The sequence below is a fragment of the Halomonas sp. TH-94 genome (genome assembly GCF_057473365.1).
Genome location: NZ_JBYCKL010000043.1, coordinates 61,124 through 74,601, shown reverse-complemented (window position 1 = coordinate 74,601; position 13,478 = coordinate 61,124). Strand labels below are relative to the sequence as shown.

Sequence of the window (13,478 nt, the reverse complement as noted above, 5' to 3'; positions counted from 1 at the left end):
TCAGCCCTTGCTGGAGAATCGGTAGCCGGTACCGCGCACGGTCTGTACCAGATGCTGGTGGGCATCGCCCAGCGCCTTGCGCAGGCGACGAATATGCACGTCCACGGTGCGCTCCTCGACGTAAACGTTGCCGCCCCACACCTGATCGAGCAGCTGGCTACGTGTGTAGGCCCGCTCCTGATGGGTCATGAAGAATTGCAGCAGACGATACTCGGTAGGCCCCATTTCCAGCGCACGGCCGTTGGCACTGACCCGATGGCTGACGGGATCGAGCATCAGACCGTCCACCTCTACCGGCTCCTCGACGCCCTTGGGGGTGGTGCGTCGCAGCACCGCCTTGAGCCTGGCCACGAGTTCCCGCGGTGAGAAGGGCTTGGTGATGTAGTCGTCGGCCCCGGCTTCGAGGCCCAGTATCTTGTTGTCCTCTTCGCTCTTGGCGGTGAGCATGATGATGGGCAGTTCGCGGGTGGCTTCCTCACGCTTCAGGCGGCGTGCCAGCTCGATGCCGCTGGTGCCGGGCATCATCCAGTCCAGCAGCAGCAGGTCGGGCTGGTTGTCGACGATCATGGCGTGGGCGCTCTGGGCGTTGGCAGCCTCCAGCACGCGATAGTCGGCCATCTCCAGCGCCACCGCGATCATCTCGCGAATCGGCGTTTCGTCGTCGACGATAAGAACGGTCTTGGCGGTCATCCCGAAGCCTCGCGGTCAGTGACGGGTCGGTGACGATCTCACCATGGCATCATGACATTTGCGTGACACTGCCGCTAGCGCTGCGCTACAGGCCCGCTGCCGGCCATAGACTCAGCGCAATGCCGGCGAAAACCAGCAGGCCCGACCAGTGGTTGTTGAGAAAGGCCTGGAAGCAGCGTTCCCGTTCACGGCCTCGGATCAGAACCTGCTGGTGCAGAAAGGTCGCTGCCATGCCCGCCAGCCCCAGCCAGAAGAACACGCCGAGCCCCAGGCGCAACCCGGCCCAACCCAGCAGCCCCAGGGTAACCAGCTGCAGCAGACCGATCATGGCGCGGTCGGCACGGCCGAACAGCACCGCGGTGGATTTGATCCCGATCCTCAGGTCATCGTCCCGGTCGACCATGGCGTATTGGGTGTCGTAGGCCACGGTCCAGGCGACGTTGGCGGCGAACAGCAGCCAGGCTTCCAGCGGCACGTGGCCCAGCACCGCGCCGAAGGCCATGGGAATGGCCCAGGAGAAGGCAGCACCGAGGAACGCTTGCGGCAGGTGGGTGTAGCGCTTCATGAAGGGATAGATGAAGGCGAGCACCACGCCCACCAGGGAGAGCATCACGGTAAAGAGGTTGGTGAAGAGCACCAGCACGAAGGCCGCCGCCACCAGGATCACGAACAGCGACTTGGCTTCGCGTTCGCTGATGCGTCCGGTGGCCAGCGGGCGGTTTTTGGTGCGTTTGACGTGGCCATCGAAGTGACGGTCGGCGTAATCGTTGATCACGCAGCCAGCGGCACGCATCAGGTAGACGCCGGCCACGAATATCAGCAGCAGGTGCCGCTCCGGGATACCGGCGGCAGCGACCCACAAAGCCCACAGCGTCGGCCACATCAACAGCCAGGTGCCGATAGGGCGATCCAGCCGCATGAGGTGCAGGAAATCGGGCAGGCGAGCCAGCCCCTTGGGGCGCATCAGGGAGCGATCCATCGGTGTCTCCTCATTCGATGCCGGTCATCCTAGCGTGTTGCCAGTCCCAGTTCATCCGCCATCGTATCGAGAAAGAACTCCTGCACCAGCACCGCAAAGCGGCGGTGGCGAAACACGGAGCGCCGCCCCCAAGGACCGGGCAGGGGATGGAAGGGGGCCGGTGCGGCGGTAATCTCGATGGGGCCGCGCTCGAGACCGGGCTGACGAAACAGCCAACTACCCAGAGAGCGCTCGCCCAGTCGCTCGAGACGCTGTCCGCGTAGCTGTGCCAGCGGCGCCACCGAACGGGCCACCACCCAGGGCCGTTCGTCCAGACATAGTGCGACTTCACGCAGCCAAGCCAGGCGGTCGAGGGGCAGGCCCAGGGCGTGAGCCTCGTCGGGCCGCGGTCGCCCCAGACGCTGATCGAGCAGGCGCACGCGGAAGGTGCGGCCGGTGCCGGCCTCGATGAGCCGTGCTGTGAGCGAGTCGCGGGTGGCGACCCATGCCCACCAGTCGGGGCTCATGGCCGGCCGGCCCGCGGCCAAGGGGCGCCAGGGTAGGGACAGGTGGGGGTGGCCGTGGCGCGCCGTGAGGTGAGTCACCTGCACTCTCCGGGTCGAACTAGGGGCGCATAGTGTAACATGCGGTCTTCACGAAACCTGACCGAGCCGTGGCACGAAACGACGGCTCCGTAAGCCATCAAGGAGCCCCATGACCGCTCCCCTGATCATCATCGGTTCCGGCATGGCAGGCATCGGCCTGCTCAAACAGATACGCGCGCTGGACACCGAGCGCCCCGTGACGCTGATCACTGCCGATAGCGGTGACGACTACTCCAAGCCGCTGCTCTCCACCGGCTTCGCCAAGCGCCTGCCACCGCAGCGGCTGGCAGCACGCACAGCTCTGGACGTGGCCGACCAACTGGGCGCAGTGGTGCGAACCCATACCCGCGTTACAAGCATCGACACCCAGCAGCGAGTTCTAGTCATCGGCGACGAACGCCTGGCCTGGAGCGAACTGGTGCTGGCCACGGGCGCTGCCCCCGCCATGCCATTCACCCTGCCCGACGAGATCGTGGGACGCGTATTCAGCATCAACGACCTGGACGACTACCGGCGCTTTCATTCCACGCTGGGAATGCTGGGCCGGCCTGCGCGGGTGGCCATCGTGGGTGCCGGCCTGGTGGGCTGTGAATTCGCCAACGACCTCACCGCTGGCGGCCATGAAGTGACGCTGATCGCACCGGAGAAGGCGCCGTTATCGCGCCTGCTGCCCGACCCCCTGGGGAGGGCGCTGGGGGAAGCCTTCGTCGAGGCCGGCATGGTGTTGAATCTGGGCCACGGCATTCGGCGGCTGGCGCAGAGCGGTAGTGACGTGGGGCTTTCACTCGAAGACGGCAGCTGCGTCCAAGCCGATCTGGTACTGCTCGCCACCGGCTTGCAGCCGCGTATCGAGCTGGCGCGAGCGGCAGGCATCGAGGCCGGGGCTGCCGGCATCCAGGTCGACCGCTACCTGCAGAGCTCTATTGAGGGTGTTTTCGCGCTGGGCGACGTGGCCTGTGTGGATGGGGTCAATGCCATGTACGTACAGCCACTGCAGGCCGGCGCCAAGGCCTTGGCGCGCACGCTCTGTGGCACACCCACGCCGGTGAGTTACGGCGCTTGGCCGGTGCTGGTCAAGACACCCTTGTTGCCGGTGGTAGCCATGCCGCCTCTGCAGACCCCGGCGCGCTGGCGGGTCGAAGGGACGGGACATGACCTGGCGGCCTTCGCCGAAGACCAAGACGAACGTTTGATCGGCTTTGCGTTGACAGGAAGCTGCGTGAAGCGGAAAGTTGAGCTGGCGCGGGCCACGCCGCCGTTGCTAGGCTAGTGTCGTCATCGTTTCGGCCGGCTTGACAGCTCGACGCGCGATGACCGCCACGCTTGCCGCTCCAGGAGCAGGGGAAGATCCAGACAAGGGAACGGGCTCTCCGGGAGAGTGACAGGCGTCACCAACTCGATACGAACGTGAATAACAAAAGACCGGCACTTTCGCCGGGATATAGCCAATACCAGGAGGGCTGTATGCGTAAGCCAGAACTTGCCGCGGCAATTGCCGAGCGTGCGGAGCTATCCAAGGACAAAGCCAGCCAGGTGCTCAACGTCATCCTCGACGAAATCACCGGCAGCGTGGCCCAGGGGCAGGACGTTTCCCTGATCGGTTTCGGTACCTTCACCGTGCGTGAGCGTGCCGCTCGCACCGGCAAGAACCCGCAGACCGGCCAGCCGCTGGCCATCCCGGCCAGCAAGACCGTTGCCTTCAAGCCGGGCAAGGGACTCAAGGACGCCGTCGGCAAGGGGTGATCCGACATCGGATCCACACCCGGCGCGGCCTGCCTCGTCAGGCCGCGGTACCACTCCACCTGCTCGAAACGGATTCGACATGAAGCTGCGTTTGATGCTCTGGCTGCTTGGGTGGATGCTGAAACGCGCGCTGCGTCGCAAGCCGCGCTTTCGCCAACTGCTCTCCGAGACGCGCAGTCTCGACTGGGGCATCGCCACCGAAGATATCTCCATTGCCCGCCACTACCGCATGTCGCCGGAAGCCATTCAGGTCGGCGCCGGGCTGCCGGTGGATCTCGATCTCGAGCTGCGCTTCGATGACGAAGCCACCGCCATTCGGGTACTGCGCAAGCCGACCCAACAGGCTTTTCTCGACGGCATGATGGCCGGCAAGGTGCGTCTGGTGGGCGACTCGGCCGATCTCAAGAAGCTGCAGAAGCTGCTCAAGCATCTTTGATTCCGCACCGTATCACGTACCAGCGAGCCTTTAGTCGGCGAAACATGACGTGGATATTCCCCACCAGCGTCTGGTCTATTTCAGAGTCACCCTGGAGTCGGGCTCGGTTCGCCAGGCCGCCGCACGCCTGGATATCGCCCCATCGGCGGTGAGCCGCCAGATCATGCTGCTGGAAGATGCGCTGGGCGCTACGCTGCTCGAGCGCAAACGCACCGGTATCCGGCTCACCCCGGTGGGCGAGATGCTGCTGGAGTACTGCGAGCGCCGCGGTGCGTTGGATGAGAGCTTCGTCGCCTCGCTGGAAGCCTACCAGCGGCTGGAGACCGGCACCGTTGCGCTGGTAGTGGGAGAAGGCTTCGTCGGCGATCTGGTGGCCAAGCCGCTGCGCGAATTCACCGAGCGTTATACCGGTATTCAGATCGACATCCACCTGGCCGGCACCTCGGGCATCATCGAGGCGATCATCGACGAGCAGGCGCATATCGGCCTGATGTTTCATGAGCGCACCCATCACCAGCTGCGTTTCTGGGTATCGAGCCCGCAGCCGTTGATGGCCATATTGCCGCCTGACCATCTGCTGGCCGCAGAGACGCGACCCCTGACCCTGGCTCAGCTGAGCGAGGCACCCATGGCGATGTGGGACCCCAGCCATCAGGTACGCCAGATGGTGGACGAGGCGTTCCATCAGGCGCGGCTGCGGCCGCGCATGGCCATGAACACCAACTCCATGGCCATCCTGGCCCAGTACGTGCGCAGCGGCATGGGCATCACCCTGCTGCCGGCCTTTGCCGTGGCTGCCGACCTGGCCGAGGGGCGCCTGGTGGCGCGCCCCGTCGACGACCCGCTGTTCCAGCGCTCCCAGGCCCACATGGTCACCCGCATCGGCCGCCAGCAGCCCAAGGCCAGCATTCTGCTGCTGCGCCATCTGCAGCGCTGGATGCAGGCCTTCCAAGGCGTCGATCCGGCACAAGCCCCGGACGAGGTGCGACCTTAACCCACGCCGCTGCCGTAACCCATTGCCACGCTGGCGTCAGTGGCGGTCTCCACCCATACGCTCTGCGGCAGGGTGTACTCACGCAGGCCGTCGAGGCCGCTGGAGCGACCGAAGCCGCTGTCGCCGAAGCCGCCGAAGGGCGACATCACGCTGATCGCCTTGTAGCCGTTGATCCATACCGTACCGGCACGCAGCTGGCCGGCGACACGGTGCGCGCGCGCCGGGTCCTGGGTCCACACCGCGCCGGCGAGACCGAAGCGGGTGGCGTTGGCGAGGCGCACGGCATCCGCTTCGTCGTCGAAGGGCATTGCCACCAGCACCGGGCCGAACACCTCTTCGCGCGCGATCTCCATTTCCGGGGTGACGTCGACCAGCACGGTCGGTGCTAGGAAGTAGCCCTGAGCCTCTTCGGGCAGCCCCGCCGGGCGGCTACCGCCGACGATCACCCGCGCTCCGGCGGCCACGGCAGCGTCGATCATGCGCGTGACGTGGGCGTACTGGCGGGCGTTCTGCAGTGGTCCCATGCGGGTCGCCTCGTCACTGGGCAGGCCAACGGCGATTTCGGCCGCGGCACGCGCCAGCCGCTCGGTCATCTCGGCGAAGGCCTCGCGTTGAACCAGCAGTCGCGAGCCGGCCACACAGCTCTGGCCTGCCGCGGCGAAAATCGCTGCCTGTGCGCCGGCCACGGCGGCGTCGAGCCTGGCGTCGGCGAAGACGATGTTGGCCGACTTGCCGCCCAGCTCCAGTACGCTGGGCACCAGCCGCCGGGCACCGGCCTCGGCGATCATGCGTCCGCTCTGGGGCGAGCCGACGAACACCAGCTTGCTGATGCCCTCGCTGTCGGTAAGGGCCTTGCCGGTGCTCGGCCCCAACCCATTGACGATATTGACCAGCCCCTCGGGCAGGCCGCCTTGCTCCAGCAGCCGGGCGATCACCACCGAGGTGAAGGGGGTGAGCTCCGAAGGCTTGAGCACGACGCCGTTGCCGGCGGCGATGGCGGGAGCGAGCTGCCAGGCACAAGTGAACATCGGCGCGTTCCACGGCGTGATCTGGCCCACTACGCCGTAAGGGACATGACGCACGTAGTTGAGGTGACTGGTGGGCACCGGGATCACCTCGCCATGCTGCTTGTCGCACCAGCCGGCGTAGTACTCGAACATCTCGCGCACCTTGCCCACTTCGCCGCGGCAGTCGCGGATCGGTTTGCCGGCCACCACGCTCTCGAGCTGGGCCAGGGCTTCCTCATGGCCTTCCAGGCCACGTACGGCGGCGTTCATGCGCCGGCCGCGCTCGCTGGCGGTGAGTGCCATCCACGCCTGCTGCGCTCGCGTAGCGGCGACGACGGCGCGCTCGACCAGGGCCGGGCCGGCATCGCGGTACTTGAGCAGCGGCTCGGCGGTGGCAGGATCGATCAGCCTGATCGTCTCGCCTTCGCCCGGGCAGGCGGTACCGTCGATCCAGTTGGAAAGCGGTGTTTCGCCCTGCAGGGCGAAGCCATCGAGCAGCGCCGAGATACGCTCCCGGGCCTGTTGATTGAGTCGGTTCATTGCGTGGCTTCCTCGGCGGAGATGGCGGCGGCCAGCAGCGCGCCGGCGATGCGGTTGAAGTCGTCGCCATCGGCGGGACGATCAGGATTGGCATGCCACGCCTCGACCACGGCATCGAGCAGCCCCGGCGGCATGTCCAGGCGCTCGGCGGCGTCGCGGGCCAGGCGCAGGTCCTTGCGCATCAGGCCGGTGGTGAAGCCGGAATCGAAGCGCCCGGAGAGAATCCACTCGGGGAAGTTGACCTCGCTGACCGCACTGCGTCCCGAACCGCTGTTGAGCCCGGCCAGGCAGGCCGCAGGATCGACCCCGGCGCGAGCGGCCATGGCTACTGCCTCGGCGGTGGTCAGCAGGTGGGCGGCACAGAGATAGTTGTTGGCCAGCTTGACCACATGGCCACTGCCCGGCCCGCCGACGTGGGTGTAGCGGGCCGACATCGCGTCGAGCATCGGTGCCAGACGCTCGATGGTGGTCGACTCGCCGCCGAGCAGCATGCCGAGCTTGCCTGTTGCCGCCCCCTTGGGGCCGCCGCTCACCGGGGCGTCGAGCCACGCCAGGCCGGCGGCCTGGATCTTGGCCGCCAGCTCACGACTGACCACCGGGTCGGAGGTGGAGGTATCGACGATGACACTGCCCTGTGGCGCCAGGTCGAGCAGCCCGGGCGAGGTTTCGATCACCTCCCGGACCTGTGCGGAGGTGGGCAGCGACAGCAGGTAGACGTCGCTCGACGGAAGCCGCTCGGGAGCGACCACGGTAAGACCTTGGGCGGCCAGACGCTGGCGTGCCTCGTCGAAGAGGTCGCTGCCGGTGACGTTGAACCCGGCGGCTTGCAGGGTCAGGGCCATGTTGCCGCCCATCTGGCCGAGGCCGATAACGCAGATGTTCATTGGCATTCCTCTGAAGCTGTATGTTCCCTGGCAGACGCGCCTCACCCGGCCGCGGCATGACGCAGCCAGGAGGCATAGGGGATAGCGTCGCCTTCAGTCGTCGAGCAGGGCCTTGACCAGCGCCTGCCAGTAGGTCACGCCGAGCGGTGTGATGGCGTCGTTGAAGTCGTACCGCGGGTTGTGCAGCGCCGCGCTTTCCAACCCGTTGCCGAGCCAGATGTAGGCGCCTGGACAGGCCTCGAGCATGAAGGCGAAGTCCTCCGAGGCCATGCTCGGCGGCAGGTCGCGATGCACCCGGGCGATGCCCGGCAGCGTTTCGAGTACCTCGGCGCAGCGTGCCGCGTGCTCGGACGCGTTGATCGTGGCCGGGTAGCGCGACTGATAGTCGAGCTCGGCCCTTAGATCATGGAAGCCGGCCAGCGCATCGACGGCATCGCGGAAGCGTCGTTCCAGATAGGCGCGCAGCTCGCCGTCGAAGCAGCGCAGGGTGCCGCGCAGCTCCACCGTCTCGGGAATCACATTGAAGGCATCGCCGGCGTGGAACTGGGTGACGCTGAGCACTGCACTCTGGTGGGGGGGCGTCTCGCGGCTGACCAGCCCCTGCAGCTGGCTGACCAGCTGACAGGCGGCCAGAATGGTGTCGCTGCCAAGATGAGGCATGGCGGCGTGACAGCCGCGCCCGCTGAGCCTCAGGGTGAAGACGTCGAAGGCGGCCATCACCGCACCGTCGTGCACGGCCGCTTCGCCCACGGCGAGCCCGGGCCAGTTGTGCAGGCCATACACGGCGTCCATGGGAAAGCGCTCGAAGAGGCCCTCTTCGACCATCACGCGGCCGCCACCTTCGCTCTCTTCCGCCGGCTGGAAGATGAAATATACCCTTCCGGCGAAGTCGGGATCGGCCGCCAGGGCACAGGCCGCCCCCAGCAGCATGGTGGTGTGACCATCATGGCCGCACGCGTGCATCTTGCCGGGCGTACGGGAGGCATGAGCGAAGTCATTGGCCTCCGTCACGTCGAGAGCGTCGATGTCGGCCCGCAGCCCGATGGCGCGTCCGGGCCCGCGCCTGCCGTCGAGTATCGCCACCACGCCCGTGCCGCCGCCCAAGCCGGTGACGACCTCCAGGCCAGCCTGACGTAGCAGCTCGACGATACGGGCCGATGTCCGGTGCTCCTGGAAAGCAGTTTCCGGATGGCGGTGAAAATCATGGCGCCAAGCCGTGAGACGCTCTCGTGTCGGCAGCAGGCAGTCATCCATGAACGGGCTCCTCAAAGAAACAGATGGGCGATGAATGCCGAAGCGACGAAGGTCCCGGTGAAGACCAGCAGCGAGACGATCACCAGCTTCCAGCCGGTCTGGCGGAACATGGTGAACTCGCGGCCGGTCAGCGCCAGACCGGCATAGGCCAGCACCGGGGTCACCACGGCAAGAAAGTTCACATGAGCGAGCTGGCCGACGATCCAGGCGTTGCCGGGGAAGAACGGCAGCGTCATGACGATGCTGACCAGCGAGACCCAGGCCACGCTGGGCAGGTAGAACGGTACGAAGCGGCCGATGGCCAGTCCGATCATGACCATGATGTAGAGCAGGATCATGCCGGGCAGTGCCTGAGGCAACGGGGCACCGTTGACGATGTTGGCGATCCAGGCGGCCACGCACACCACGGCCAGCAGCAGCGCGGTCTTGCCCAACTGCTGCTCGGGGCGCAGCTCCTGCAGCGCGGAGGAGTCGAAACCGTTGTTGGGTGCGGTCGTATCAGAGGGTTTCATTGCGGACCTCCTCGAACTTGGCGCCGCCGAGGCGCTTGTAGAGCCATTCGGCAGTGGGCAGGGCGATGAACAGGGAAACGTAGAGGCCTGTGGCGTAGGTCAGCAGGTTGCTGGCGCCGGAGAAGGCCAGCAGTTCGTCGCGCAGATGGGGAGCGGCTTCGGCCAGGGCGCCGGAGCAGGCTGCCACCATGCTGCCGCTGCCTACCCCGCAGGCCATGGCCAGGGCGCGAATGTCGAGAACGTCCAGCGAGGCCAGATAGCCTGCCATCAGGGCGAAGTAGAGCGTACCGAACATGGTGCCCACCACGTAAACGCCCATGATGCCGATGCCCTCGGGGCTTCTCAGGCCGTAGCGGTCGGAAATGATGGCGATGTTGGGCTCGCGAGCGATGGAGTAGGTGGCGCCGATGGCCTCGCGCCCCATGCGCAGCACCAGCACGGCGAAGGGCAGTGCCAGCAGCATGGTGCCGAGATTGCCCAGCTCCTGCAGGATCAGGGCCGGACCGGCGGCGATGATCTGCTCGATGGCCGGTCCGATGGTGGAGCCGAACTTGGCGATGAAGGGCAGGATGGAGATCAGGATCAGCGGCCCGGCGGCATTGCTGACCGGCTTGGGAATGATCTTCTGCATGCGCGAGAAAAGGTGCGGATTGAATAGCACGCCGATAATGAAAGCGTAGAACAGCGGCAGCAGCAGCAGCGTTCCCGGACCCAGAGGAATACGCAGGATGCCGATCCACTCGGCAAGTAACGACGCCAGTATCACCGTCAGGTGAAGGCGCCAGTTGAGCAATAGCTTCATGTCCATCGGTTTATCCTTGTCATGTTATGGGACTTCCTGAGTATCGAAAAGGGTGTCGTACTAATGGTAGGTGCTTGGTGTTCTGTTTATTGATACACAGCGTCCAGCGTCGCGGTCTACGCTGTAGGCGTAGCGTCCGAATGAGAGCGCCATGAACCGTTCACGTAGCATCTGGCAAGCGTCGCTGACGGATTTCCGCAATGCCATCGAGGCTCGCGCCATGCCGGGCTGCGGCGCTGCGGCAGCGGTATGCGCGGGATTGGGGCTGGCGCTGGTACTCAAGGGGCTGCGCTTGAGCGAGGCCCACGCGTCAGTGCCGGTACGGGTCGCGCTGATCGAGCGTGGTGACGAGCTGAGGGATACCCTGGCGCGTCTGGGCGACGCCGATGTTGCTGCTTTCGAGCGGTATCTGGAGATCGTGAAGCAGCCTCACGCCAAGCCGGAACAGGCCCGTCGGCATGATCAATTGGCGCGTGCCATCGAGAATACCTGCCGCGTACCGCTGGAGATCGCCTGCGCCTGTCGCGACGGCCTGGCGCTGGGTGTGGAAGCTTTGGAGCTGACGAGCGCACGATTGCGGAGCGACACCCAAGCCGGGTTACGCCTCATGCATGCCGGGCTCGCTGCCGTTCTGGTCGGGTTCGACGACAATCTTGCCGATATCGATGATGCAGCGCTGCGTGACGTATTGGCGCAGGAACGTCATGCATTGCAGGCAGAGGCCGACGCATTGTTGGAGCGCGTGGAGGGTTGAGTCGATACGGCGTTCCGTCAATATACGAAAGTCGAACGGATGGGTAGAGTAGGTGCATCCTCCATCGACGATAATGCGCACGAACCCATGCCGACCTCGCTATCACTATCGCTAAGACGTTTGTGGACGTTGGACAGGTTCGCCTACAGCCTGCGAGTATTCATCGCTCTCAGTGGGGCGTTGCTGCTGAGTTGGGCTCTGGCCGATATCGCCTTGGTGATCCCGCTGTTCCTCGGCATCATTGCCAGCGCGCTGTCGGAAACCGACGATAGCTGGCAGGGCCGCCTGCAGGCGCTGGCAGTTACGCTGCTCTGTTTCGCTGCGGCAGCGCTCATCGTGCGCTGGCTGTTTCCCTGGCCCTGGCTGTTCGCCCTCGGGCTTGGGCTTTCGACCTTCGTACTGATCATGTTGGGCGCCATCGGGCAGCGCTACGCCACCATCGCTTCCGGTACGCTGATCCTGGCGATCTATACCATGATCAACATCGAGCACCATGGCGGCGTACCGCAGGCGGGGGACTGGGGGCAGACGCTGCTCATTCTCTCCGGCGCGGCCTGGTACGGGGTGATCTCGGTGCTGTGGTGCGCGCTCTTCTCGCGTCAGCCGGTCAAGCAGAGCATGGCTCAGCTCTATCGCGAGCTGGGCAGGTACCTGATGCTCAAGGCCACCCTGTTCGAGCCGTTGCGTGGCGTTGACATCGAAGCGCGCCGGCTGGCCCTGGCGCGTCAGAACGGCCGGGTGGTGGATGCGTTGAATCTGGCCAAGGAGACCATTTTCCGACGCCTCGAGGGGCAGCGTGGCGAAGGCAAACTCAACCGCTATCTGCGCATCTATTTCATCGCCCAGGATATCCATGAGCGTGCCAGCTCGTCGCACTACCCCTATGCTCGATTGACCGAAGCCTTTTTCCACCAGGACGTGCTGTTTCGCTGTCAGCGCCTGCTCGACCAGCAGGGAGAGGCGTGCAAGCGCTTGGGCAAGGCGCTTCTGCTCAACCAATCCTTCGAGCACGATCAGAGCGAGCAGGCCCTGTCCGATCTGCGCGCCTCCATCGATCACCTGCGCGCCATGCGCAACCCGGCATGGCGTGAGCTGATGAGCCCACTCAACGCCTTGGCCGACAACCTCACCACTCTCGAGGGCCAACTCGTTCTGGCTCACAATCCCGACAGCGACCCCAGCCCCGGCGATGCGAGCCTGTTCGATCGGTCGCCTGGAAGCGTGAAAGACGCCTGGGAACGCATACGCCTCAACCTTACGGTGGGCTCTCCCACTTTTCGTCACGCGCTCCGGCTGCCCATCGCCCTGCTCACGGGCTATGGCTTGCTGCACCTGATCCAGCCAACCCAAGGCTTCTGGATCCTGCTCACCACGCTATTCGTCTGCCGCCCCAACTTCGCCGCCACTCGGCGATTCCTCTCCCAGCGCATCATCGGCACCATCCTGGGGCTGGTGGCAGGCTGGGTCTCGATCACCCTGTTTCCTGGCGCCTTGCTGCAGACGATGATTGCAGTGCTTGCCGGGGTGACCTTTTTCGCCGCCCGCGAGAAGCACTATGTACTGGCCACATCGGCCATCACGCTGCTGGTGCTGTGCAGTTTCAATCAGGTGGGGGACGGCTTCGACCTGATCTGGCCGCGGCTGTTCGACACCCTGATCGGAGCCATGATCGCCGGAGCTGCGGTGTTCCTCATCCTGCCCGACTGGCAGGGGAGAGGAGTGCACCGCGAGGCCGCGGCGGCGCTGCTGGCCGGACGCTGCTATCTCGAGGAGATCCTGCATCAGTACGAGAGCGGCAAGCGGGATGACCTCGCCTATCGGCTGGCGCGGCGCGACGCTCACAATGCCGATGCAGCACTCTCCACGCTGCTGGCGAACATGCTCCAGGAGCCCGAGCACTACCGGCGGCAGTACGCCGACGACGGTTTTCGTTTCCTGGTGCTGTCGCATACCCTGCTGGGCTACCTGTCGGCGCTTGGGGCTCACCGGCATCGGATCGAGCCTACGGGTAGCGATGTGGCGTTGTTGTCTGCTGCGCGGCAGATCGCCGAATCCCTGGGGCAACTGGCGGACGCTCTGGCCCGACGCGTGCCACTTAGCATGAGTGAATTGAGCGAAGAGTGGCGTGAACGACTTCCGGCCGAGCCGATAGACGTGTCAGAGGGGGCGGAAGAGGGAGAGCACCGGCCGCTGAAGACTCAGCTGCTGCTGATTGCCAGCCTGATGGAACCGCTGGTCGAAGCCGCCAACCGCCTGGTCGAGTCGGACAAACGACCAGCGGTTGCCGCCAGCTAGGTCG

14 protein-coding genes are annotated in these 13,478 nt (G+C 65.5%); 6 read left to right on the top strand and 8 right to left on the bottom strand.

The features are described 5' to 3' along the window. From phoB to AC2VNO_RS08835, 3 genes are all read right to left on the bottom strand, one after another. A complete protein-coding gene (phoB, locus tag AC2VNO_RS08845; protein ID WP_486933787.1) occupies window positions 1-690 on the bottom strand; it encodes a phosphate regulon transcriptional regulator PhoB in 690 nt (229 codons plus the stop codon). Window positions 691-775: 85 nt separating this feature from the next. Next, window positions 776-1,669, bottom strand: a complete 894-nt coding sequence (gene ubiA / locus AC2VNO_RS08840; protein ID WP_486933786.1) for a 4-hydroxybenzoate octaprenyltransferase — start codon at window positions 1,667-1,669, stop codon at window positions 776-778. 29 nt (window positions 1,670-1,698) lie between these two features. Then, the gene (locus AC2VNO_RS08835; RefSeq protein WP_486933785.1) at window positions 1,699-2,253 is read right to left on the bottom strand and encodes a chorismate--pyruvate lyase family protein; all 555 of its coding nucleotides are present in this window, start codon (window positions 2,251-2,253) and stop codon (window positions 1,699-1,701) included. 109 nt (window positions 2,254-2,362) lie between these two features. Here AC2VNO_RS08835 and AC2VNO_RS08830 point away from each other — a divergent pair, with 109 nt between their 5' ends. The 4 genes from AC2VNO_RS08830 to AC2VNO_RS08815 all read left to right on the top strand — a co-directional run bounded on the left by AC2VNO_RS08830 (window position 2,363) and on the right by AC2VNO_RS08815 (window position 5,426). After that, window positions 2,363-3,523 carry an FAD-dependent oxidoreductase gene (locus AC2VNO_RS08830; RefSeq protein ID WP_486933784.1) on the top strand — a complete coding sequence of 387 codons (1,161 nt, stop codon included), beginning with the start codon at window positions 2,363-2,365 and terminating at the stop codon, window positions 3,521-3,523. A 194-nt stretch (window positions 3,524-3,717) separates the two neighbouring features. Further along, on the top strand, window positions 3,718-3,996 hold the full coding sequence (locus AC2VNO_RS08825; protein ID WP_010625919.1) for an HU family DNA-binding protein: 279 nt from the start codon (window positions 3,718-3,720) through the stop codon (window positions 3,994-3,996). A gap of 79 nt (window positions 3,997-4,075) precedes the next feature. After that, window positions 4,076-4,432, top strand: coding sequence for a hypothetical protein (locus AC2VNO_RS08820; RefSeq protein ID WP_486933783.1), 357 nt, complete (start codon window positions 4,076-4,078; stop codon window positions 4,430-4,432). Between the two features lie 49 nt (window positions 4,433-4,481). Further along, a complete protein-coding gene (locus AC2VNO_RS08815) occupies window positions 4,482-5,426 on the top strand; it encodes a LysR family transcriptional regulator (RefSeq protein ID WP_486933782.1) in 945 nt (314 codons plus the stop codon). Here AC2VNO_RS08815 and AC2VNO_RS08810 read toward each other — a convergent pair. From AC2VNO_RS08810 to AC2VNO_RS08790, 5 genes are all read right to left on the bottom strand, one after another. Beyond that, window positions 5,423-6,973 carry an aldehyde dehydrogenase family protein gene (locus AC2VNO_RS08810; RefSeq protein ID WP_486933781.1) on the bottom strand — a complete coding sequence of 517 codons (1,551 nt, stop codon included), beginning with the start codon at window positions 6,971-6,973 and terminating at the stop codon, window positions 5,423-5,425. The genes AC2VNO_RS08815 and AC2VNO_RS08810 overlap by 4 nt on opposite strands. Next, window positions 6,970-7,857: an NAD(P)-dependent oxidoreductase gene (locus AC2VNO_RS08805; RefSeq protein WP_486933780.1), complete on the bottom strand. Its 888-nt coding sequence runs from the start codon at window positions 7,855-7,857 to the stop codon at window positions 6,970-6,972. Before AC2VNO_RS08805 ends, AC2VNO_RS08810 begins: the two co-directional genes overlap by 4 nt. 93 nt (window positions 7,858-7,950) lie before the next feature. After that, on the bottom strand, window positions 7,951-9,111 hold the full coding sequence (locus AC2VNO_RS08800) for a M20 aminoacylase family protein (RefSeq protein WP_486933779.1): 1,161 nt from the start codon (window positions 9,109-9,111) through the stop codon (window positions 7,951-7,953). Between the two features lie 11 nt (window positions 9,112-9,122). Continuing rightward, window positions 9,123-9,623, bottom strand: a complete 501-nt coding sequence (locus tag AC2VNO_RS08795) for a hypothetical protein (protein WP_486933778.1) — start codon at window positions 9,621-9,623, stop codon at window positions 9,123-9,125. After that, on the bottom strand, window positions 9,610-10,431 hold the full coding sequence (locus AC2VNO_RS08790; RefSeq protein WP_486933777.1) for a DUF3100 domain-containing protein: 822 nt from the start codon (window positions 10,429-10,431) through the stop codon (window positions 9,610-9,612). The genes AC2VNO_RS08795 and AC2VNO_RS08790 overlap by 14 nt, the downstream gene beginning before the upstream one ends. 145 nt (window positions 10,432-10,576) lie before the next feature. Here AC2VNO_RS08790 and AC2VNO_RS08785 point away from each other — a divergent pair, with 145 nt between their 5' ends. Beyond that, window positions 10,577-11,179 carry a cyclodeaminase/cyclohydrolase family protein gene (locus tag AC2VNO_RS08785; protein ID WP_486933776.1) on the top strand — a complete coding sequence of 201 codons (603 nt, stop codon included), beginning with the start codon at window positions 10,577-10,579 and terminating at the stop codon, window positions 11,177-11,179. Window positions 11,180-11,266: 87 nt separating this feature from the next. Beyond that, window positions 11,267-13,474: a YccS family putative transporter gene (gene yccS / locus AC2VNO_RS08780; protein WP_486933775.1), complete on the top strand. Its 2,208-nt coding sequence runs from the start codon at window positions 11,267-11,269 to the stop codon at window positions 13,472-13,474. Window positions 13,475-13,478 lie beyond the last annotated feature (4 nt).

Coding starts and splice junctions, on each gene's coding strand:
- phoB (WP_486933787.1), bottom strand. CDS start 690: ATGACCGCCAAGACCGTTCTTATCGTCGACGACGAAACGCCGATTCGC.
- ubiA (WP_486933786.1), bottom strand. CDS start 1,669: ATGGATCGCTCCCTGATGCGCCCCAAGGGGCTGGCTCGCCTGCCCGAT.
- AC2VNO_RS08830 (WP_486933784.1), top strand. CDS start 2,363: ATGACCGCTCCCCTGATCATCATCGGTTCCGGCATGGCAGGCATCGGC.
- AC2VNO_RS08825 (WP_010625919.1), top strand. CDS start 3,718: ATGCGTAAGCCAGAACTTGCCGCGGCAATTGCCGAGCGTGCGGAGCTA.
- AC2VNO_RS08820 (WP_486933783.1), top strand. CDS start 4,076: ATGAAGCTGCGTTTGATGCTCTGGCTGCTTGGGTGGATGCTGAAACGC.
- AC2VNO_RS08810 (WP_486933781.1), bottom strand. CDS start 6,973: ATGAACCGACTCAATCAACAGGCCCGGGAGCGTATCTCGGCGCTGCTC.
- AC2VNO_RS08805 (WP_486933780.1), bottom strand. CDS start 7,857: ATGAACATCTGCGTTATCGGCCTCGGCCAGATGGGCGGCAACATGGCC.
- AC2VNO_RS08800 (WP_486933779.1), bottom strand. CDS start 9,111: ATGGATGACTGCCTGCTGCCGACACGAGAGCGTCTCACGGCTTGGCGC.
- AC2VNO_RS08795 (WP_486933778.1), bottom strand. CDS start 9,623: ATGAAACCCTCTGATACGACCGCACCCAACAACGGTTTCGACTCCTCC.
- AC2VNO_RS08790 (WP_486933777.1), bottom strand. CDS start 10,431: ATGGACATGAAGCTATTGCTCAACTGGCGCCTTCACCTGACGGTGATA.
- AC2VNO_RS08785 (WP_486933776.1), top strand. CDS start 10,577: ATGAACCGTTCACGTAGCATCTGGCAAGCGTCGCTGACGGATTTCCGC.
- yccS (WP_486933775.1), top strand. CDS start 11,267: ATGCCGACCTCGCTATCACTATCGCTAAGACGTTTGTGGACGTTGGAC.